Origin of the sequence: Pseudomonas sp. B14(2022) (genome assembly GCF_012030485.1) — a bacterium.
Taxonomy (GTDB): Bacteria; Pseudomonadota; Gammaproteobacteria; order Pseudomonadales; family Pseudomonadaceae; genus Aquipseudomonas.
Window position 1 is genome coordinate 34,717 of record NZ_JAAUVM010000026.1, and the last position, 19,147, is coordinate 53,863.

Annotated in this window: 21 protein-coding genes; 6 read left to right on the forward strand and 15 right to left on the reverse strand. The window is 62.8% G+C overall.

All coding sequences use genetic code 11. The features are described from left to right. The first annotated feature begins 22 nt into the window (after positions 1–22). Both HCF10_RS27065 and HCF10_RS27070 read left to right on the forward strand, forming a co-directional pair. Positions 23–814 (forward strand): substrate-binding periplasmic protein, encoded by a 792-nt coding sequence (locus HCF10_RS27065; RefSeq protein WP_145336888.1) that lies wholly within the window; start codon positions 23–25, stop codon positions 812–814. Between the two features lie 221 nt (positions 815–1,035). Further along, positions 1,036–2,934: a DEAD/DEAH box helicase gene (locus tag HCF10_RS27070; protein WP_131697472.1), complete on the forward strand. Its 1,899-nt coding sequence runs from the start codon at positions 1,036–1,038 to the stop codon at positions 2,932–2,934. Between the two features lie 74 nt (positions 2,935–3,008). Here HCF10_RS27070 and HCF10_RS27075 read toward each other — a convergent pair whose 3' ends face one another. Both HCF10_RS27075 and HCF10_RS27080 read right to left on the reverse strand, forming a co-directional pair. After that, entirely contained in the window at positions 3,009–3,587 is a 579-nt protein-coding gene (locus HCF10_RS27075) for a YceI family protein (protein ID WP_131697473.1), read from the reverse strand. A 32-nt stretch (positions 3,588–3,619) separates the two neighbouring features. Further along, complete coding sequence (locus tag HCF10_RS27080) at positions 3,620–4,171, reverse strand: cytochrome b (protein ID WP_141607511.1); 552 nt, start codon at positions 4,169–4,171, stop codon at positions 3,620–3,622. Between the two features lie 272 nt (positions 4,172–4,443). Between HCF10_RS27080 and HCF10_RS27085 the strand changes: the two genes are divergently transcribed. Together HCF10_RS27085 and HCF10_RS27090 are read left to right on the forward strand one after the other, a co-directional pair. After that, on the forward strand, positions 4,444–5,850 hold the full coding sequence (locus tag HCF10_RS27085; protein WP_145336889.1) for an adenosylmethionine--8-amino-7-oxononanoate transaminase: 1,407 nt from the start codon (positions 4,444–4,446) through the stop codon (positions 5,848–5,850). A 37-nt stretch (positions 5,851–5,887) separates the two neighbouring features. Next, the gene (locus tag HCF10_RS27090; protein ID WP_167656779.1) at positions 5,888–6,607 is read left to right on the forward strand and encodes a 16S rRNA (uracil(1498)-N(3))-methyltransferase; all 720 of its coding nucleotides are present in this window, start codon (positions 5,888–5,890) and stop codon (positions 6,605–6,607) included. A 13-nt stretch (positions 6,608–6,620) separates the two neighbouring features. Here HCF10_RS27090 and HCF10_RS27095 read toward each other — a convergent pair whose 3' ends face one another. Genes HCF10_RS27095 through HCF10_RS27105 form a run of 3 tightly spaced genes read right to left on the reverse strand, consistent with a single transcriptional unit; the run spans position 6,621 to position 9,157 of the window. Continuing rightward, on the reverse strand, positions 6,621–7,523 hold the full coding sequence (locus HCF10_RS27095) for a transporter substrate-binding domain-containing protein (protein WP_131697477.1): 903 nt from the start codon (positions 7,521–7,523) through the stop codon (positions 6,621–6,623). A 25-nt stretch (positions 7,524–7,548) separates the two neighbouring features. Continuing rightward, entirely contained in the window at positions 7,549–7,899 is a 351-nt protein-coding gene (locus tag HCF10_RS27100) for a RidA family protein (protein ID WP_167656780.1), read from the reverse strand. Between the two features lie 10 nt (positions 7,900–7,909). Beyond that, entirely contained in the window at positions 7,910–9,157 is a 1,248-nt protein-coding gene (locus HCF10_RS27105) for a D-amino acid dehydrogenase (RefSeq protein WP_167656781.1), read from the reverse strand. A 107-nt stretch (positions 9,158–9,264) separates the two neighbouring features. Here HCF10_RS27105 and HCF10_RS27110 point away from each other — a divergent pair, with 107 nt between their 5' ends. Then, a complete protein-coding gene (locus HCF10_RS27110; protein ID WP_131697480.1) occupies positions 9,265–10,167 on the forward strand; it encodes a LysR family transcriptional regulator in 903 nt (300 codons plus the stop codon). A 20-nt stretch (positions 10,168–10,187) separates the two neighbouring features. Here the strand turns inward: HCF10_RS27110 and trhA are convergent, their stop codons facing one another. Then, positions 10,188–10,805 carry a PAQR family membrane homeostasis protein TrhA gene (trhA, locus tag HCF10_RS27115; protein ID WP_032884097.1) on the reverse strand — a complete coding sequence of 206 codons (618 nt, stop codon included), beginning with the start codon at positions 10,803–10,805 and terminating at the stop codon, positions 10,188–10,190. A gap of 144 nt (positions 10,806–10,949) precedes the next feature. Between trhA and HCF10_RS27120 the strand changes: the two genes are divergently transcribed. Next, positions 10,950–11,870, forward strand: a complete 921-nt coding sequence (locus tag HCF10_RS27120) for a LysR family transcriptional regulator (RefSeq protein ID WP_131697482.1) — start codon at positions 10,950–10,952, stop codon at positions 11,868–11,870. A 21-nt stretch (positions 11,871–11,891) separates the two neighbouring features. Here the strand turns inward: HCF10_RS27120 and madM are convergent, their stop codons facing one another. The 9 genes from madM to mdcA all read right to left on the reverse strand — a co-directional run bounded on the left by madM (position 11,892) and on the right by mdcA (position 19,013). Next, positions 11,892–12,656 (reverse strand): malonate transporter subunit MadM, encoded by a 765-nt coding sequence (gene madM, locus HCF10_RS27125; protein WP_131697483.1) that lies wholly within the window; start codon positions 12,654–12,656, stop codon positions 11,892–11,894. A gap of 5 nt (positions 12,657–12,661) precedes the next feature. Beyond that, positions 12,662–13,054: a malonate transporter subunit MadL gene (gene madL / locus HCF10_RS27130; RefSeq protein ID WP_145336891.1), complete on the reverse strand. Its 393-nt coding sequence runs from the start codon at positions 13,052–13,054 to the stop codon at positions 12,662–12,664. A 67-nt stretch (positions 13,055–13,121) separates the two neighbouring features. Next, entirely contained in the window at positions 13,122–14,021 is a 900-nt protein-coding gene (gene mdcH / locus HCF10_RS27135; protein ID WP_131697485.1) for a malonate decarboxylase subunit epsilon, read from the reverse strand. Next, positions 14,018–14,614 carry a malonate decarboxylase holo-ACP synthase gene (locus tag HCF10_RS27140; RefSeq protein ID WP_167656782.1) on the reverse strand — a complete coding sequence of 199 codons (597 nt, stop codon included), beginning with the start codon at positions 14,612–14,614 and terminating at the stop codon, positions 14,018–14,020. The genes mdcH and HCF10_RS27140 overlap by 4 nt, the downstream gene beginning before the upstream one ends. After that, on the reverse strand, positions 14,608–15,378 hold the full coding sequence (mdcE, locus tag HCF10_RS27145; protein ID WP_167656783.1) for a biotin-independent malonate decarboxylase subunit gamma: 771 nt from the start codon (positions 15,376–15,378) through the stop codon (positions 14,608–14,610). Before mdcE ends, HCF10_RS27140 begins: the two co-directional genes overlap by 7 nt. After that, positions 15,375–16,217 (reverse strand): biotin-independent malonate decarboxylase subunit beta, encoded by an 843-nt coding sequence (locus HCF10_RS27150; protein ID WP_131697488.1) that lies wholly within the window; start codon positions 16,215–16,217, stop codon positions 15,375–15,377. Before HCF10_RS27150 ends, mdcE begins: the two co-directional genes overlap by 4 nt. Next, a complete protein-coding gene (locus tag HCF10_RS27155) occupies positions 16,210–16,509 on the reverse strand; it encodes a malonate decarboxylase subunit delta (RefSeq protein WP_032884109.1) in 300 nt (99 codons plus the stop codon). Before HCF10_RS27155 ends, HCF10_RS27150 begins: the two co-directional genes overlap by 8 nt. Next, positions 16,509–17,342, reverse strand: coding sequence for a triphosphoribosyl-dephospho-CoA synthase (locus HCF10_RS27160; RefSeq protein WP_131697489.1), 834 nt, complete (start codon positions 17,340–17,342; stop codon positions 16,509–16,511). The genes HCF10_RS27155 and HCF10_RS27160 overlap by 1 nt, the downstream gene beginning before the upstream one ends. Beyond that, positions 17,343–19,013, reverse strand: coding sequence for a malonate decarboxylase subunit alpha (mdcA, locus tag HCF10_RS27165; RefSeq protein WP_131697490.1), 1,671 nt, complete (start codon positions 19,011–19,013; stop codon positions 17,343–17,345). Positions 19,014–19,147: the final 134 nt, after the last annotated feature.

The window sequence follows — 19,147 nt, forward strand, 5'->3', positions numbered from 1 at the left end:
GCGGGCGTCGTAACCTCGGGGCATGCCCGTCATTCTGAAGCTGTTGACCGCTGCGCTTTTTACTTGCTTGAGCCTGGCCGCTTATGGCGAGAAATTGCGCATTGTCACCGAGCCCTGGGCGCCTTACGTGTATGAAGAACACGGCGCCATGCGCGGGCTGGACTACGAAACCACGGTGATCGTGTTCCAGCGCCTGGGGGTCGATGTGCAATGGCAGTTCCTGCCCTGGAAGCGCTGTCTGGCCATGCTTGACCAGGGCAATGCCGATGGCGCACTGGATATTTTCCACAGTCACGACCGCGACGCGCTGCTGCTGTACCCCAGCGAACCGTTGTCGGAAGTGGAGTTCGTGATGTTCTACGCCAACGAGCGCCCTTACCCGGTCCAAAGCCTTGACGACCTTGGCGGCCTGACTGTCGGCACGTCCCCAGGCTACCTGTACAGCGCCCCCTTCAGCGACTCTGCCGCGTTCAACCGCGAGCCGGCCCCCAGCCATGAGGCCAACTTCGGCAAATTGCTGCTGGGGCGCATCGACCTGGCGATCACCGACCGCAGGGTCGGCCAGCATGTGATCAAGACGCTGGGCCTGGAGGACAAGGTCAGCCAGGCTCCCGTTGTGGTCAGCCGCCAGCAGCAATACCTTGCCGTTCGCCGTGGCGCGGGGATGGACCTGCTGGTGCAACGCTTTGCCGCCGAACTCAAGCGTTTCAAACAGGAGCCGGCCTATGCCGCCTTGAGCGCCAAATATGGTGGAATCCAAGCCAAAACAGCGCCCGGAGGCACCGTTGAGCAGCAGGAAAGCAGCGCGCCGTGATTGCTCTGTTATACTCCGGCCTTTCCGCCAGGCTCACGCCCGGCCGCTGAGGTCCTGAAAAAGGCACCCAACCCCGCTACTGCGCAGCTTTCAGCCCGCGCGAGCCGGTGGAGTGCCCGCCAGACGCAGCAGGACCGGACGGGATTGCGCTCCCCTAAGCGCCATTCACGCCCGGCAAGATTATCCCTTTGGGCCAAGCCCTAACTAAAACAGGATTACTCATGTCCTTTGCTTCCCTCGGTCTCTCCGAGGCTTTAGTCCGCGCCATCGAGGCAGCGGGCTATACCGAGCCTACTCCGGTGCAACAGCGGGCTATTCCCGCCGTGTTGCAAGGTCGCGACCTGATGGTTGCGGCTCAGACAGGTACTGGTAAAACCGGCGGCTTCGCCCTCCCGATTCTGGAGCGGTTGTTCCCCAACGGTCACCCGGACAAATCCCAGCGTCACGGCCCGCGTCAACCGCGCGTACTGGTCCTGACCCCTACCCGCGAACTCGCCGCCCAGGTGCACGACAGCTTCAAGCTGTACGCCCGCGACCTGAAGTTCGTCAGCGCCTGCATCTTCGGCGGCGTCGGCATGAACCCACAGGTTCAGGCCATGTCCCGCGGTGTTGACGTGCTGGTGGCGTGCCCCGGTCGTTTGCTCGACCTGTGCGGCCAAGGCAGCGTCGATTTGTCCCACGTGGAAATCCTCGTGCTGGACGAAGCCGACCGCATGCTCGACATGGGCTTTGTCCATGACGTGAAGAAGGTCCTCGCCCGCCTGCCGGCCAAACGTCAGAACCTGCTGTTCTCGGCAACGTTCTCCCAAGACATCACTGCCCTGGCCGGCAAGCTGCTGCACAACCCGGAACGTATCGAAGTCACGCCGCCGAACACCACGGTCGAGCGTATCGAGCAACGCGTATTCCGCCTGGCTGCCAGCCACAAGCGTTCATTGCTGGCGCACCTGATCACTGCCGGCGCCTGGGAACAGGTGCTGGTGTTCACCCGCACCAAGCACGGCGCCAACCGCCTGGCCGAGTACCTGGACAAGCACGGCCTCACCGCCGTTGCCATCCACGGCAACAAGAGCCAGAACGCGCGCACCAAAGCCCTGGCCGACTTCAAGGCCGGTGAAGTGCGCATCCTGGTCGCCACCGATATCGCCGCACGCGGCCTGGACATCGACCAGTTGCCACACGTGGTCAACTTCGAGCTGCCAAACGTCGACGAAGACTACGTGCACCGTATCGGCCGTACCGGCCGTGCCGGTCGTTCGGGTGAAGCCATTTCCCTGGTTGCTCCGGACGAAGAGAAACTGCTGAAAAGCATCGAACGCATGACCAAGCAGAAAATCGCCGATGGTGACCTGATGGGCTTCGATGCCAGCGCCGTTGAGGCCGAGAAGCCTGAAGTGCGTGAACGTCCGGACGTGCGCAACCCACGTAACCCACGCGGTCCAAAGGGCGATGGCCCGAATGGCGGCGGTGGTGGCGGTGGTCGTCGCGACAAGGGCAAAGACAAAGGCGGCAAGGAAAAAGCGCCCACCAACGGCCGTGGCGAACGCCCAGCCCGCGAGCAGAAGCCCCGTGAAGGCACCCCGGCCCGCGAACAGCGCCAGCCGAGCCAGCCGCCACGTGCCACAGCCGACCGCGCCCCCGACGAGTTCCTCGACGACGACGTGGATAACTTTGGTAACCGCGTTGACTACGTACCCCAGGCCAAACCGGCCCAGGGCCGTGGCCGTCGTCCAGGTGCTCCGGCGCCGGGCGCAGCTGCCGGGACTGGCGCTCCACGTGGCGGCCAGCCTCAGGGCGGTCGTCAGAACGGCCCGCGCAACAGCAGCGGCGGCACGACCGGCACCCCGCCGGCCAAGCGCAGCGGCCCGCGTAACGGTGCACCGCGTGATGGCCAGGCGCGTCGCGAAGACTCACGCAGCAACAACCGCCGCCCGGCCCGTGATGACCAGCCGCGGCTGTCCGAGCCAGCCGTGCAGAACCCGCGCGGTGGTCCGGCGCCAAAGATCATCCACAAGGAGTCGAAGGCTGATCGCTTCCCGACACCTGAGCAGTTGGATCAACTGCCAGGCCGTCCTCGTGGTGAAAAACCGGCATTGCTGACCCGCAACCGCGAGGCATAAAAAAAACCCGTATCGCGAGATACGGGTTTTTTTTGCCTGTAGGAGCGAGCTTGCTCGCTCCTACCTGCGAAGCATTACTTCGCTTTCACGCCTTCCAGCGAGATGTCCAGGTCGACAGTCTGGGAAGTCGGGCCTGGGCCTTTGATGCCGAAGTCGTTCAGGTCCAGCGTGGTCTTGGCGTTGAAGCCAGCACGTTCGCCGCCCCATGGATCCTTGCCTTCACCGTTGAACGTAGCCTTGAAGGTCACAGGCTTGGTCACGCCGTGGAAGGTCAGGTCGCCCGTCACGTCAGCAGTTTTTTCGCCGGTGGATTTAACCGCGGTGGACACGAACTTGGCGTCCGCGAACTTGGCAACGTCCAGGAAATCCTTGCTGGCGATGTGCTTGTCACGTTCAGCGTGGTTGGACCACAGGCTGGCGGTTTTCACGTCGACTGCGATTTTGCTGGCTTCAGGCTTGGCGGCATCCCAGCTGAACGTACCATCCCAGTCCTTGAAGGTACCGTGGATGTAGCTGTAGCCCAGGTGGCTGATTTTCCAGTCGATGAAGGCGTGTTGGCCTTCCTTGTCGATTTTGTAGTCAGCGGCCATCACCTGACCTGCAGACAGCAGCGCTGTACCGATTGCCAGAGCGGCGAGGGTCTTCTTCAACATGCTTTCTATTCCTTGTGAGTCGAGGTTGAACATCAGGCTTTGCGCCCCAGCATTCGCGTGAGGGTCGCATCACGATCGATAAAGTGGTGTTTCAACGCAGCCACGCCGTGCAAGCCGGCGAAGACTACCAACACCCAAGCGAGGTACAGGTGCACCACGCCAGCGGTGTCTGCCTGGTCCGGTAGACCGGAAACCACGGCAGGAATTTCAAACAGGCCAAACACCGGGATACCGACACCGTCTGCGGTGGAAATCAGGTAACCGGCGATCATCACGGCAAACAGCCCGAGATAAAGGAACGCGTGGCCGAACGCGGCACCGATGCGGGTCAAGCGGCTGTAACTGGCCAGCGGCGGAGGCGGCGGGCTGATCAGGCGCCAGACGATTCGTACCAGCATGATGGCGAACAGCGTGATGCCAATGCTCTTGTGCAGGTCCGGTGCTTCTTTGCGCCAGGCGCTGTAATAGTCGAGACCGACCATCCACAAGCCCAGGGCGAACAGCCCGAACACCACCAGGGCCACGCCCCAGTGCAAAACCATACTGACCCAGCCATAACGGGCCGGAGAGTTACGTAGCTGCATGTACTTAATCCCGTAAGAGCTGCGCCCAAGACTAGCGATTTACCTATCGAATTAAAGCGGAAAATTTTGCTTTGAAATATCGAGAAATACGATCTGGAGCGTATGCACAGTAAGTTAACCAAGGATTAAGGACTATTCCTAAGAAACGTGACAGTCCGTCCTACGTTTACTCCGAATTCCCCACAATGGCTTGTGACCCGGGCCACCATTGCATAGGCTTGCGCGATTGTTTCGCCTGCGCCGCTCGCAGGACCGCTTCGAGGAGATCACCGATGGGCTTGAACAACCAGTGGATGCAACGCGACCTCGCGGTGCTGTGGCATCCCTGCACCCAGATGAAAGACCACCAGCAACTGCCGCTGATCCCGATCAAGCGCGGGGAAGGCGTCTGGCTGGAAGACTTCGAAGGCAAGCGCTACCTCGACGCCGTCAGCTCCTGGTGGGTCAACGTCTTCGGCCACGCCAACCCGCGCATCAACCAGCGCATCAAGGACCAGGTCGACCAACTGGAACACGTGATCCTCGCCGGTTTCAGCCACCAGCCGGTGATCGAGTTGTCCGAGCGCCTGGTAAAGATGACCCCCGAGGGCCTGACCCGCTGCTTCTACGCCGATAACGGTTCGTCGTGCATCGAAGTCGCGCTGAAGATGAGCTTTCACTATTGGCTCAACCGTGGCCTGCCGGACAAAAAACGTTTCGTCACCCTCACCAACAGCTACCACGGCGAAACCATCGCCGCGATGTCGGTGGGCGACGTGCCGCTGTTTACCGAGACCTACAAGGCGCTGCTGCTGGACACCATCAAGGTGCCGAGCCCCGATTGCTACCTGCGCCCCGAGGGCATGAGCTGGGAAGAACACTCGCGCAACCTGTTCATGGCCATGGAGCAGACCCTGGCCGAGCACCACGACACCGTCGCCGCCGTGATCGTCGAGCCGCTGATCCAGGGCGCTGGCGGCATGCGCATGTACCACCCGGTGTACCTCAAGCTGCTGCGCGAGGCCTGCGACCGCTATGGCGTGCACCTGATCCACGATGAAATCGCCGTGGGCTTCGGCCGCACCGGAACCATGTTCGCCTGTGAACAGGCCGGCATCCGTCCGGACTTCCTGTGTTTGTCCAAGGCACTGACGGGCGGCTACCTGCCGTTGGCCGCCGTGGTCACCACCGATGACGTCTACGACGCGTTCTACGACGACTACCCGACCCTGCGCGCCTTCCTGCACTCCCACAGCTACACCGGCAACCCGCTGGCGTGCGCGGCGGCCCTGGCAACCCTGGATATTTTCGAAGAAGACAACGTCATCGAAAACAACAAGGCCCTGGCCCAGCGCATGGCCACCGCAACGGCGCACCTGGTCGACCATCCGCATGTCTCGGAAGTACGCCAGACCGGCATGGTGCTGGCCATCGAAATGGTCCAGGACAAGGCCACCAAGACCGCTTACCCGTGGCAGGAACGCCGTGGCCTGAAGGTATTCGAACACGCCCTGGAACGCGGCGCGCTGTTGCGGCCGCTGGGCAGCGTGGTGTATTTCCTGCCGCCCTACGTGATTACGCCGGAGCAAATCGACTTCCTCGCCGAAGTTGCCAGCGAGGGCATCGACATCGCCACCAACAGCAAAGTCAGCGTGGCGGTGCCGAAGGACTTCCACCCCGGCTTCCGCGATCCGGGTTGATTGCCGGCACACCTACACCTTTTTCCAGAGAACAGAAATGAGACTGTCCCGCTTTTTCACCGACACCCCGCTGAGCCTCGGCGATCACGAACTGCCCGAAGCCCAGGCGCACTACATCAGCCGCGTACTGCGCATGGGCGAAGGTGACGCCGTGCAATTGTTCGACGGTTCCGGCCAGGAGTTCCTGGGCAGTCTGCTGGAAGTCGGTAAAAAACGCGTCACCGTGCAACTGACGGAAAGCTTCGCCGGCCAGGCCGAATCGCCGCTGCACATCCACCTCGGCCAGGGCCTGTCCCGGGGCGAGCGCATGGATTGGGCGATCCAGAAAGCCACCGAGCTGGGCGTCAACGCCATCACGCCGATCTTCAGCGACCGCTGCGAAGTGCGCCTCAAGGACGAACGCGCCGACAAACGCCTGCTGCACTGGCGCCAGGTAGCGATCAGCGCGTGTGAGCAATGCGGGCGTTCGACGGTGCCGGTGATTCATCCGCCGTTGCTGCTGGCAGACTGGTTGAAGCAGGTCGAGGCGGATCTGAAGCTGGTGCTGCACCCGGTGGCCGAGCCAATGGTCAGCCATGCCAAGCCTGCGAGCCTGGCGTTTCTGATCGGGCCCGAGGGTGGGCTGACCGACAACGAAGTCGACACCGCCCAAGGCGCCGGCTTCCACGCCGCCCGCCTCGGCCCCCGCGTGTTGCGCACCGAGACTGCGCCCGTCGTCGCGTTGACCGTCGCCCAACAACTCTGGGGCGACTTCTAACTGTGGGAGGTGATCAGTCCACCGGATCGCTGATCGGCTTGGCAATGATCGCCTTCAACTCACTGGTCATCGGGAATTCCAGGTTCAAGCCCTTGGGCGGAATCGGCTGTTCAAACCAGCGCTGGTAAATCCCGTTGATCTCCCCCGAGCGGTACAGGTCGCCGAGGGTCTCGTTGACCACCGCGAGAAACTGCGGGTCATCCTTGCGCACCATGCAGCTGTAGATCTCCCGCGACTGTTCCTCGCCCACCACCACCCAGTTATGCGGGTCGCGGGCTTTGGCGCGTTCGCCGTAGAGCAATGCATCGTCCATATAGAACGCGGCCGCGCGGCCCGTCTCGAGCATCTTGAATGCCTCGCCGTGGTCCTTGGCGCTGATGACGAACATATTGCTCTTGTGCTCGGCGTTGTAACGCTTGAGAAAACGCTCGTTGGTGGTGCCGGCGGTGGTCACCACGTTCTTGCCCCCCAGGTCGGCGAAGCCCTTGATGCCGCTGTCTTTAGCCGTCAGCAACTGGCCTTTCACGTAAATAAACCCGTAGGAAAACGCCACCTGTTTCTGCCGCTCGGCGGTCACCCCGGTGGAACCGCACTCCAGGTCGACAGTGCCGTTCTGCACCAGCGGAATGCGCGTCTGAGAGGTCACCAGGTTGTACTTCACCTTAAGGTCGGCCACCCCGGTTTTCTGCTGGATACGCTCGACGATCTTGCTGGCCAGGTCCACCGAATAGCCCATCGGCTTGCCGCTGTGATCGCCCACGTAGGAAAACGGCACCGACGCGTCGCGATAACCCAGGGTGATGGACTTGGCGTTGGCGATCTTGCCCAGCGTACCGTCCAGCGGCGCCTGATTGGCATGGGCGTGTGCCCCCAGCAAAAGGCCCAGGGTGCAGCCGGTCAACAGGATTTTTTTCATTGTTATTCTCCGTTGGTCTTTAACGTTATTTACGTACAGCTATCACGCTGATTTCCACCAGCACACTCGGCCGTGCCAGTTCCGCCTGCAAGGTGGTGCGCGTCGGCGCCATCCCCGGCGATAGCCAGGCGGCCCATACGTCATTCATCGGCGCGAAACCGCTGCCGATGTCTTTCAAGTAAATGGTCGCGTTCAGCAAATGATCCTTGTCACTGCCGGCCTGGGCCAGCAGCGCATCGACCTTGGCCAGCACTTCGCGGGTTTGCGTCGCCACATCCTGGCCTTCGCCGGGCACCTGGCCCGAAAGGAATACCAGATCCTTGAACGTGACGGCGCCGGACAGTCGGTCGTTGCTGCTGATTCGGTTGATGGTCATGGAAGCATCCTTATGCAGCGCGGGGCGCCAGGCCCTGCATATCAATGGAAGGTAGGTGGTGGTCGATCAGTTCGGCCAGTAATTGGCCGCTGCCACACGCCAGGGTAAAGCCGAGGGCGCCGTGGCCCAGGTTCAGCCACAGGTTGCGATAGACACTGGGGCCAATCAGCGGCACACCGGTCGGGGTGGCCGGGCGCATACCGGCCCATTCCACGGCATGGGCATAGTCGCCAGCTGTAGGAAATGTCTCGATCGCCTGACGTTTCATCAGCGCCAGGCGCTTGGGCTCAAGGCTGGCGTCAAAGCCGACGATATCCACCATAGCCGCCACCCGCAGTTGTTCGCCAATACGCGCGTAGACAATCTTGCGGTCGTAGTCGGTAATGCTCACATTCGGCGCTTGGTGCTGCGCGCCAATCGGCACGCTGAGGCTGTAGCCCTTGAGCGGATACAGTGGCAATGACAACCCCGGCAACGCCAACTCGGCGCTGCGATGACCGGCCGCGAGCACCAGGTGTTCCACTGGCATCACTTCGCCACCCAACTCGATGGCCTGCACCGCGCCACCCGCATGGCGAATCCCGGTGACCTTGCGCCCCAGCAAAAAGGTGCAGCGCCCCGACGCTTCAAGGCGTGCCGCCAGCTGTTGGCAGAAGGCATGACAGTCCGCCACTTCCTCATTCGGCGTGTAGATCCCCCCGACAAACTCCTCCGCCGCCTGCGCCAGCGCCGGCTCCAGGCGCGCACAATCCAGCGTCGACAGTACCTGTTGTTGCAGGATATCGGTGACCTTGCTGCGCGCGCGCTCAAAGGTGTCGGCATTACGAAAGGTCACCAGCTTGCCATTACGCCGCCAGTTGAAAGCGTCCAAGCGATCGTCGACGCGCCATTGCTGCAGGGTGTTTTGACTCAGGCTTGCCAGGCGTAGCAAATGGGCGGCATTACGCTTGTTCACCGAGCCCCGGCAGGCGCCGATAAAGGCGGCCATCCAGCGCCATTGCTGAGGGTCCAGGCGGGGGCGCAGCTTCAGCGGCGAGTCACCGCGCAGTAACCAGCCAATCGCCTGCAGCGGCACTCCCGCATCAGCCAGCGGTGCGACATAGCGGTAGGACAATTGCCCGCCATTGGCGAAACTGGTTTCGCTGCCCAAGGTGTCGCGCGCATCGATCACCGTCACTTCATGGCCGGCACGCACCAGCGCATAAGCACTCGCCAGGCCGATAACCCCACCGCCAATGATGCAAACCTGCCTGGCCATCCCGACCTCCAGCCCTTGAATAAGTAGACTCAAGCGTAGGCGCAGGTGACAGGCCAGCGACAATGAATAAAGATGGACCACCTATAAACAAAGGTTATGGACTTGCCATGCGCTTGCGTCATATCGAAATCTTCCAGGCCATCCGCCAGACCGGCTCCGTCAGTGCGGCTGCGCAGTTGCTGCATGTGTCGCAACCGGCGGTGACCAAGGTGTTGCAGCATGCCGAGTTGCAGCTAGGCTTTCCGCTGTTCCTGCGGGTGCGCGGTAAATTGCAGCCCACGCCGGAAGCCCTGGCGCTGGAAAGCGAGGTCGAGAAAGTCACCGAGAGCCTGCAAGGTGTGCGACGCCTGGCCAAGAGCTTGCGCCGCGCCCCAGGGCAAAGCGTGCGGGTTGGCGCAATCCCGGCGTTGGCGCTGTCGCTGTTGCCACCGGCGATTCTGGAATGGAAGCGCGACTACCCGGACATCGCGTGCGAGCTGTCCAGCGACCATAGCCGCGAGCTGGTGCAAAAACTGCTGATGCGTGAAATCGACCTGGCGTTGACCCTCAACTTCTCCGGCCATCCTGGGTTGACCACACAGGTGCTGGCCAATGGCGTGTTGGTGGCCCTGGCGTCGAAAAACTACTGGCCAGACGCAGCACTGCATCAGGCGCTGCCACTGGCTGAGCTGGCGGGTGCGCCGTTGATTGGCCTGTCCAGCGCCGACCCGCTGGCGGCGAAACTCGACAGCTACCTGGAACATGTCGACCCACCGCCTCGAGTGACGATTTCAGTGCAAACCTATTCCCTGGCCCGGGCGATGGTGGAATCCGGCGCCGGCTTGACGGTCATCGATCCGTTCACGGCGTTGGGCGCCTCAACGGCCACCACCTGCATCCGCACGCTCACACCGCCGCTGCCGATCACCCTCTACGCCCTGACCCGCGCCGATGAACCACCGCCGCATATGCTGGCAAACCTGTTGGAGATCCTGAGCAAGCGCGCAGGCGAGTTATTGGGGCGCCTCTAAGGACACCGCCCCTCCCGCATTCAAAGCACGTAATGCATGATCGCCACAAAGTGCAGCAGGCTCCCGCCGATCACAAACAAATGCCAGATCCCATGGGAATGCCGCAGGCGATCCTCCAGGGCGAAGAAGATGATGCCGACGGTGTACAGCACCCCGCCCGCCGCCAGCCAGGTAAACCCCGCCGTCCCCAGCGCGGCAATCAGCGGCTTGACCGCCACCAGCACGATCCAGCCCATTACCGCATAAATCACGATGGACAGGATGCGCGCCTCGGAGCGCGGCTTGATCTCTTGCAGGATGCCGATCACCGCCAGCCCCCACACGATGCCGAACAACGTCCACCCCCACGGGCCTCTCAGCGTCACCAGGCAAAACGGTGTGTAGCTGCCGGCGATCAACAGGTAGATCGAAAAGTGATCGACCTTCTGCATGATCTCTTTTCGCCGCCCCTGGACGCTGTGGTACACGGTCGACGCGCTGTACAGCACCATCAGCGTAAAGCCATAAATCGCCACGCTGACGATCTTCCAGGGGCTGCCGTCCAGGCTCGCCACCACCAACATCCACACGGCACCAATACACGCCGCGACCGCACCGAGCAAATGGCTCCAGGCGTTGAATCGTTCCCCGTGATACATCTGTCACTGACCTCCTGTAGCCGCTGGGACTGGCTGGCAAGCGTCCAGCCTTGCGCATAAGAGTGCAAGCGTCTTGTGACGTTCCGAGGACGCCGCACGGTTTTGCGGGCACAATCGGACGCATTCGAACAAGAGCCCACGGCCATGCTGATCGACGAAGAATTCACCCTCAAAAAGCTGGAAATCTTCCTGGCATTCATGCGCACCGGCAACCTGGCCCGCGCCGCCGCCGAACTGCAAACCAGCAATGTCAGCGTGCACCGCGCCATCCACTCCCTGGAAAATGCCCTGCGCTGCCCGCTGTTCAAACACGAGGGCCGCAACCTCACCCCGCTGGAAAGCGCCTACGTGTTAGAAGAACGCGCGCAGAAACTGATCGCCGATGTGGTCGACAGCGTACGCCTGACCCGCGAAGCCGCCGGTTTCTCTGCCGAACGCTTCAAGCTCGGCTCGCTGTATTCGCTGACGGTCAAGACCGTGCCGCAACTGATCATGGGCCTGAAAATCAGGCGCAGCGAACTCAATATCGACCTGATCCTCGGCTCCAATTTCGACCTGCTGTACAAGCTCAAGAACATGGAAGTCGACGCGATCCTCATCTCCCTCGACGAACACGCCAACGACCCCGACTGCGAACAGATTGCGCTGTTCTCCGACGACATTTTCCTCGCCACCCCGGCCGACTCGCCCTTCGACCGCGACCAGGAAATCGACCTCGCCGACGTGCGCGATGCCACCTTCATCACCCTCACCCAAGGCTTCGCCACCCACCAGGACGGCAACCGCGTGTTCAAGCAGGCGGGGTTCGAGCCGAAGGTGGCGATGCAGGTGAATGACATCTTCACACTGCTGAGCATGGTCAGTTCGGGGGTGGGTTATGCGTTGCTGCCGGGGCGGATTGCGGCGGTGTATGAAAACCGCGTGAAGCTGATACCGCTGCAACCCCGGTATCGGTTGCAGCAGCATATCGGGGTGGTGTTTCTGAAGGCCAAGGAGCGTGATCCGAACTTACTGGCGTTGTTGGCGGAGTGTCGGATGTATGCCAATCGGCAGGGGACAGCCTGACACTCCGCGATTGGGGGCAGGTCAGCCCACCAATCCGCGCATCATCAAAAACAACAGCGACGGCCCCAGCAAGCATCCCAGCGCCGTATAGAATGCCGCCGTCAGACAGCCATAAGGCACCAGCTTGGGATCAGTCGCCGCCAACCCGCCCGCCACGCCGCTGGAGGTGCCCATCAACCCGCCAAAAATCACCGCGCTGCGCGGGTTGTTCAAGCCGATCAGGGGCGCCACAAACGGTGTCATCACCATCACCAGAATGGCTTTGATCAACCCTGCGGCAATGGATAACGCCATCACCTCGGAACTGGCACCAATCGCCGCGCCGGTGACCGGGCCGACGATGTAGGTCACGGCACCCGCGCCAATGGTGGTAAGGCTCACCGCATCGGTATAGCCGAACGCCATGGCCACCCCGACCCCCGCCACGAATGAAGACCCCACGCCGACAAACAGCGCCAACACGCCGACGTATCCGGCGCGCTTCAACTCATCGACACTCACGCCAAAAGCGGTGGCAACGATGGCGAAGTCGCGCAGCATCGCCCCACCCAACAGGCCGATGCCCGACAACAATGGAATATCCACTACCCCTTTGGAGCCACCGGTGAAGGCACCGCCCACATACGACAGCACCAGCCCCAGCAAAATGGCGATGGCCGAGCCGTGCAGGCGGCCTTTGGTAAACGTGTCGGAAATCCAGTAGGACACCCACATGGTCAGGCCGATCACCGCGAAACCGCTGATCAGTCCGTAACCGGTGATCACTTTCATCATGGATTCGTACATGGCGATCACCCGGCTTCTTTGGTGGGAACAACTGCGCTCGGCTCATGGTTGCCGATACGCGTCAGTACGGGCACCAGGGCAAATCCCAATACCACGGCAACCGTCCCGGCCAATATCGCCATGGGCCCGCCACTGATGGCGCCATACACGTTCTGCTGGGCAGCCATGGCCACCACGATCGGGATATAAATCGCCGCCCAAAAGCTCACGCCCGGCTCCGATTTGCTGGTAAACCAGCCACGTTTGCTGAGATAACTGCCCAGGCCGATCAACAGCAGCATGGCGATACCCACCCCGCCTACGTTGGCCGGGATACCCATCCATTTACCCAGCAGCTCACCGACAAACAGGCCGGCCAACGTGCAGAGCGCCAAAAACGCCACACCGTAAATAATCATTGTTGTTGTCCTCGAAGTGCTCGATCGAAATTGTTGTTTTTGTGCTTCGACAGCCTTGGGTAGTGCTTTATCGGTGGCGGCGCTCCTCCTCTTCCAGCAGGGCCTGCAAGGTATCCAGGCGTGCGCCTTCGCAGGCGATCACCGTGCCTTGTTCAAACACGCGGCGTGACAGGCCGGTGAGCACCGCGCCCGGGGGCAGTTCGATTTGCAGGCGCACACCGCGCTCGTAGGCGCTTTGCACGGTGCCGCGCCAGTCAACGACGCGGCACATGTTGAAGGCCAGGTCGTCGCGAAGTTGTTCGGGGTTGTGGATCGGACGCGCGCGGGTGCTGCTCAGGTAGGTGATGCGCGGCGCCTTGAGCGGGACAAATGCCTGGGCCAGGGCCTCGGCCGGTTGCGCCAGCAGCGCGCAATGGGACGGCACACTGACGGCCAGGCGTTTGGCAATGCCGTTGCCCTTGATGCGCGCGGCAACACGCTTCATGGCCTCGTCGCTGCCGGCGATCACGCTCTGGTTATCGGCGTTGATATTGGCCAGGTACACCGGGGTTTCGGGGCTATGGATGTCGGCGAGGATTTTTTCGACGGTGGATAACTCCACGCCGATGATCGCGGTCATGCCGTAGCCGTGTGGATAAGCGTTTTGCATCAGTTGGCCGCGCAGGCTCACCAGTTTTACCGCCTCGGCAAACGCCAGGGCACCGGCGATGACCGCAGCCGGGTAGGCACCGATGGACAGGCCCGCCACGTAATCCGGGGTGCGATCCAACAGACGGGCGTGGGCCACACCGGCAATCAACAGGCACAGTTGCACGGCGCGGGTACTGGCCAGGGCTTGCGCGGAATCGAGCAGGCGCACGTCTTCGCCCAGGGCATCGCTGGCTTCTTCCAGCACAGGTTCGGGCAGCGACTGGAGCATGCCTGGTCGCTGGGCACCCTGCCCCGGAAACACCAGAAGGCTGCTCATGCCACGGCCTGCCAAGGGTCGAGCACAAGATGCGCCCCGCTGGCGGTTTTCAGCAGCACACGGCGTGAGCCGCTGGCCCATTCGCGCAAGGCGACGGCGCCGAACGGGGTTTGCAGTTGCAGGTCGACGGCGCACTCAGCCCTATCAAGCATCGCTAGGAGATCTTCGGCATCACCTCGGGCCAAAGGCTCGGGCGTGCGCAGCATCAAATCCAGATCACTCTGGGCATGCAGCGCTTCAACCCCACAGGCCAACTCGAAACCCGCGCTGCCTGTGACGCCCCACGTCTCCTGCGCCAGCACCGGCCGCAGTTGGTCGAGCGCGCGCAACGCGGGTAAATCCCTCGGAGAGATCACCCCGCGCAACGCTTCCGGTATCACTCGCCGCTGCACTGCCGCCAGCGGCATCCGCGCAGCAAAACGTTGCTCACGCAAACGCCCGCGCACGCCGACCGCCACATAACCCGGTTCGGCAATGGCGCGGCGCACTACCACCGGGTGGCCGGCGCCAAGCGCCTCCAGCACCCAGGCCGGTGCATCGGCGGGCACATGCGCCGGGGTCATGCCCCAGAGCAAGTCGTGGGCGTTCACCATTGTTCCCGCAGCAGTTGGCGAACGTGGCTGGAGGCTGCGCGATTTGTCGCGCCGAGGCGCCCGCCCAAATCGGTGCTGCCGACATCCTTGATCGCATGCACCAGGCAATCAGTGACCCGCGCTACATCATCCGCGGTGGGCTGTTCAATCTGGCTGACCGACAAGGTCTCCCACAGCAAACCGAGGCTGGCATAGCTGTCGATGTCATAGGCCATGGGCGGCACACTGGCGGCCAGGGCTTCCAGCTCTTCGACGCTGCGCAAGGTCACCCGCGCGGCCGACGCCTTGCCCATGGCGTGCACCATCACACCGGGATCGCGCAGGGCGATCAGGCGGTTGGCCTGATAACCGTGGGCCAGGAACGCACCGGACATGGCCTTGCCCACTAGCAGCGCAATCACCGGGTGGCCGGCGAGGCGAGCGCGGGCATAGCTGTCGGCGGCAGCGGCCAGGGCCTGATGGATGCCGAGGGCCTCTTCGCGACGGCCGTAGGCTTGGCTGGGCACATCGACGATGGCGATGATCGGGCGCTTGTCGCCGCGTGCGATGGCCTCATCGACGGCCTTGGCCAGGCCCCAGCCTTCGAGCAGGCCGACTTCGCCATTGCGCGCCCGAGGGAAGCGGTTTTGCGCGTCGGTAACCACGGCGACAAAGCGCACCTTTTGCTCACCCAATACACCGTCGGCAACCCTCAGCGACGCCGGCAAACCTTCTACAGGTGGAGCGCCGGCGCTCAATGCGTTGAACCACTGCAAGCCTCTCATGAGCGTTCTCCTTGATACAGCTCGCGCACCGTCGCCGGGTCGATTTGCGGTACGGCGTCCAACTCGGCCAAGCGTGTGAGGTAATAATCAGCCTGGCGACTGCGTTGTTGTGCGGGCACGCCTTGCTGCAACAACGCGCTGACAGTCTGCTGGATCTGCGCCGCATCGTCGGCCACGTAACGGTCGGCCAGGCCGCTGTTGAAACGCTGTTCGCCGCCCGTGAGGCTCCAGATAAAAGGACGGTCGCGGGAGTCGTATTCTTCCAACCCGGCTTCCTGTTCGATCACCTGCGGACCATTGAGCCCCAGACGCGCTTCGCGGGTCACGACGAGGTAACTGCACAGCCCGGCCGCGATGGACATGCCGCCGAAACAGCCAACGCTGCCCGCCACCACGCCGATCACCGGCTGGTACTGGCGCAGGTCGACAATCGCCGCGTGTATATCGGCAATCGCGGCCAGGCCGAGGTTGGCTTCCTGCAAGCGCACGCCGCCGGTTTCCAGCAGCAGCACCGCGCGGGTCGGGATGCCCTTGCGGTTGTCTTCGGCGGCCAGTTCCAGGGCGCCGGCGATTTTCGCGCCGCCCACTTCACCGAGGCTGCCGCCCTGGAAGTTGCCTTCAATGGCTGCAATCACCACAGGCAAGTCGCCGATGCTGCCCTTGGCGATCACCACCCCGTCATCGGCCTGGGGCACCACACCTTGGCGGCTGAGCCAGGGCGACATGACGCGCTGGAACGGGTCGATCAGTTCGCGAAAGGTGCCGGCATCCAACAAGGCCTTGGCCCGCTGCCGCGCACCCAGTTCCACGAAGCTGTGTTTAGCGAGCAAGTCAGTCATGGCCGATCTCCTCGAAACCCTGCTCCAGGCGCAGGCGCACCACGCCGGGGGTGGCGCCGAAATCGTGAATATCAATGTTCAGGGCCGGCGGTGTCTGCTCTTGGAAGATGCGTTCGAACAGGTGTTGCCAGCGTTGTTCGGCGCCATTCACCGAGGTCTGTACCTGGATGGTCAACGTGCCGGCCGTGCCTGGTTCCAGCAGCACTTCCAGGTCGCCCGAGCCGACGCAACCCACCAGCGCACGGCCTTTTGGCGGCTGCCCGGCGGGAAATTCAAAGGATAAGGTTTCCATCACAACGCTCCGTCGAGGCGGTCGATAAACAGGCAGGCGGCCAACAGGTCGGCGGCGCCGCCGGGGGAGGCATTCAGGGCCAGCAGTTGGTGGTCCAGCTCATGCAATTGGCGGCGCCCGGCGAGGCTTGCACTGCCGCCGGCGTCGAGCACGGCCTGGGCACCGCGCTGCATGGCATGCAGGCCTTCCAGGCCGGCGCGATAGAGCACGCAGGTGTCGGCCAGGTCGGTCATGATCGCGAGCAAAGCGTCCAGGCGCGCGTTCTGTTCACCAGCGTTTTGTTGGCGGCTTTTGTGCAGTTGCGGCAGGCCGCGCTGCAGCACCGACGGGAAGCCCAGTTGCGCTTCTTCACGAGCACCACGTGCGCCGTAGCGCTGGGCAACCTGGGCGCCGTGGCTCGCGGTTTGCGGCGCGTAGCGGTCGTTAAGCAGCGCGAGTCTGGCGGCATTCAGCGGTATGGCGCGGGGTTCCAGCGCCGCCGCTGCGGTCAGTAGGCCAAGGGCCCAGATCGCGCCACGATGGGTGTTCACGCCATGGGTGGTGGCGAGCATCGCTTGTTCACCTTCGCGCCCGATACGGCCGAGGGCTTCGCGCAGGGGCAAGCCGACTTCGCCGAACTCAAGCGCGGCCTCCGCCATTTCCTTGAACATCGGCCACAGCGACAGCGCCGACGCGTGCATCAGCCCCAGGTGCAAATCACTGTGGGCGCCGTTGCCGCGACGGTCCACCAGGGCAGGCTTGGGCGACAGGTCGGCTTCATCGATCAGCGCATCGACGGCCATATCCGCCAGGCGATCCGCGAGGCTGAGTTCGTGCAGTTTAAGGGCGCGCATTTACCAGCTCCTGAATTTGGCGGGCGGGTTGTACAGGCCACCAGACCACTCCACCAGGTCGGCCACGCTCTTGGCGGCCAACAACTCGCGGGTGGCGTCGGTGCGGCGGATACCCAAGTCTTCGGGCAAGGCGATCAGGCCTTCGCGGCGCATGCGCGCGGTGTCCTTGGGGTTATGGCGCATGCCGATGGCGGTCACCCCGGCGACGGCGGCGATCATCGCCTGGCGCTCTTCCAGGGACCGCGCCTTGTACAGGTAGGCGATGCCTTCTTCGGTGAGCAGGTGGGTGACGTCGTCGCCATAGATCATGATCGGCGCCAGGGGCATGCCGCTTTTACGCGCCACTTCCACGGCGTCGAGGGTGTCGACGAAGGTGGGCTTGCCGCCTTCCTGGAAGGTCTCGACCATCTGCACCACGAGCTTTTTGCCGCGCTCCAGCAGCGCAACCGGCGCATCGTCGTGACGCATATCCAGCCACGCCGGCGTGCCATGGCGGCGACCGCGCGGGTCGTGGCCCATGTTCGGCGCCCCACCGAAACCGGCGAGGCGGCCACGGGTCACGGTGCTGGAATGGCCGTCGCCGTCGACTTGCAGGGTGGCGCCGATAAACAGGTCCACCGCGTACTGGCCGGCCAATTGGCAGAACATCCGGTTGGAGCGCATCGAACCGTCGCGGCCGGTGAAGAACACATCCGGGCGGGCGGCGATGTAGTTCTCCATGCCCAGTTCGGTGCCGAAGCAATGCACGCTTTCCACCCAACCGCTTTCGATGGCGGGGATTAGCGTGGGGTGCGGGTTGAGGGTCCAGTTGCGGCAGATCTTGCCCTTCAGGCCCAGGGATTCGCCGTAGGTGGGCAGGATCAATTCGATGGCGGCGGTGTTGAACCCGATGCCGTGGTTGAGCGATTGCACATTGTGTTTTTCGTAGATGCCACGGATCGCCATCATCGCCATCAACACATGCACGGGTTTGATATGGCGCGGGTCGCGGGTGAACAGCGGCTCGATGTAGAACGGCTTGTCGGCCACCACCACAAAATCCACCCAACTGGCGGGGATGTCGACGCGCGGCAAGTCGGTGACGTCATCCACCAACTGATTGACCTGCACGATCACGATGCCATCGCTGAAGGCGGCGGGTTCGATCAGCGCGGGAGTGTCTTCGGTGCTGGCACCGGTGTAGATATTGCCGGCACGGTCGGCCATGAAACCGGCGGAAAGTACGACGTTGGGGATCAGGTCCACCACCAGCCGTGCATAGAGTTCGATGTAGGTATGGATCGCGCCGATTTCCAGCAGGCCGTCTTCGAGCAACTGGCTGATGCGCAGGGATTGCGTGCCGGCGAAGGAAAAGTCCAGCTTGCGCGCGATGCCCTTTTCAAACAGGTCCAAGTGCTCGGACCGCCCGACGCTGGGCATGATCATGTGCAAATCGTGGAGCTTGGCCGGGTCGGCCTTGGCCAGGGAGCGCGAGAGGAAGTCGGCTTGCTTCTGGTTGTTGCCCTCCAGCACCACACGGTCGCCGGGAAGGATCAGCGCCTCAAGTGCCTCGACGATCCTGTCGCTGGGTAACACGGCCCCGTCGGCGTACTGCTTGACCCGCCCGAGCCGCCGCTGCTTCTCGTCGCGCCGCCGCGTCCAGCGCGAGTCGGGGTTTATTGTTGTTGTCATGGTCGCTCCACGAGGTTTGCTGTCGTGGGCTGTACCTTAGGAGTGATTCAGGGGGCCATCAATCAAGCTGGGCGACGGATCATTACGGCTGGAGTAATGGAGCATCAGCAAACGCTAAGCCGAGCCCAGTGAAG

Excerpts from the sequence above, each read along its gene's own strand:
- HCF10_RS27160 (WP_131697489.1), bottom strand. The coding sequence starts at position 17,342 with ATGCGCGCCCTTAAACTGCACGAACTCAGCCTCGCGGATCGCCTGGCG.
- HCF10_RS27110 (WP_131697480.1), top strand. The coding sequence starts at position 9,265 with ATGCGCTTGCGTCATATCGAAATCTTCCAGGCCATCCGCCAGACCGGC.
- HCF10_RS27085 (WP_145336889.1), top strand. The coding sequence starts at position 4,444 with ATGGGCTTGAACAACCAGTGGATGCAACGCGACCTCGCGGTGCTGTGG.
- HCF10_RS27155 (WP_032884109.1), bottom strand. The coding sequence starts at position 16,509 with ATGGAAACCTTATCCTTTGAATTTCCCGCCGGGCAGCCGCCAAAAGGC.
- HCF10_RS27070 (WP_131697472.1), top strand. The coding sequence starts at position 1,036 with ATGTCCTTTGCTTCCCTCGGTCTCTCCGAGGCTTTAGTCCGCGCCATC.
- HCF10_RS27105 (WP_167656781.1), bottom strand. The coding sequence starts at position 9,157 with ATGGCCAGGCAGGTTTGCATCATTGGCGGTGGGGTTATCGGCCTGGCG.
- mdcE (WP_167656783.1), bottom strand. The coding sequence starts at position 15,378 with ATGAGAGGCTTGCAGTGGTTCAACGCATTGAGCGCCGGCGCTCCACCT.
- HCF10_RS27065 (WP_145336888.1), top strand. The coding sequence starts at position 23 with ATGCCCGTCATTCTGAAGCTGTTGACCGCTGCGCTTTTTACTTGCTTG.
- HCF10_RS27090 (WP_167656779.1), top strand. The coding sequence starts at position 5,888 with ATGAGACTGTCCCGCTTTTTCACCGACACCCCGCTGAGCCTCGGCGAT.
- mdcH (WP_131697485.1), bottom strand. The coding sequence starts at position 14,021 with ATGAGCAGCCTTCTGGTGTTTCCGGGGCAGGGTGCCCAGCGACCAGGC.
- HCF10_RS27140 (WP_167656782.1), bottom strand. The coding sequence starts at position 14,614 with ATGGTGAACGCCCACGACTTGCTCTGGGGCATGACCCCGGCGCATGTG.
- madM (WP_131697483.1), bottom strand. The coding sequence starts at position 12,656 with ATGTACGAATCCATGATGAAAGTGATCACCGGTTACGGACTGATCAGC.
- HCF10_RS27150 (WP_131697488.1), bottom strand. The coding sequence starts at position 16,217 with ATGACTGACTTGCTCGCTAAACACAGCTTCGTGGAACTGGGTGCGCGG.
- HCF10_RS27120 (WP_131697482.1), top strand. The coding sequence starts at position 10,950 with ATGCTGATCGACGAAGAATTCACCCTCAAAAAGCTGGAAATCTTCCTG.
- HCF10_RS27080 (WP_141607511.1), bottom strand. The coding sequence starts at position 4,171 with ATGCAGCTACGTAACTCTCCGGCCCGTTATGGCTGGGTCAGTATGGTT.
- HCF10_RS27075 (WP_131697473.1), bottom strand. The coding sequence starts at position 3,587 with ATGTTGAAGAAGACCCTCGCCGCTCTGGCAATCGGTACAGCGCTGCTG.
- madL (WP_145336891.1), bottom strand. The coding sequence starts at position 13,054 with ATGATTATTTACGGTGTGGCGTTTTTGGCGCTCTGCACGTTGGCCGGC.
- trhA (WP_032884097.1), bottom strand. The coding sequence starts at position 10,805 with ATGTATCACGGGGAACGATTCAACGCCTGGAGCCATTTGCTCGGTGCG.
- HCF10_RS27095 (WP_131697477.1), bottom strand. The coding sequence starts at position 7,523 with ATGAAAAAAATCCTGTTGACCGGCTGCACCCTGGGCCTTTTGCTGGGG.
- HCF10_RS27100 (WP_167656780.1), bottom strand. The coding sequence starts at position 7,899 with ATGACCATCAACCGAATCAGCAGCAACGACCGACTGTCCGGCGCCGTC.
- mdcA (WP_131697490.1), bottom strand. The coding sequence starts at position 19,013 with ATGACAACAACAATAAACCCCGACTCGCGCTGGACGCGGCGGCGCGAC.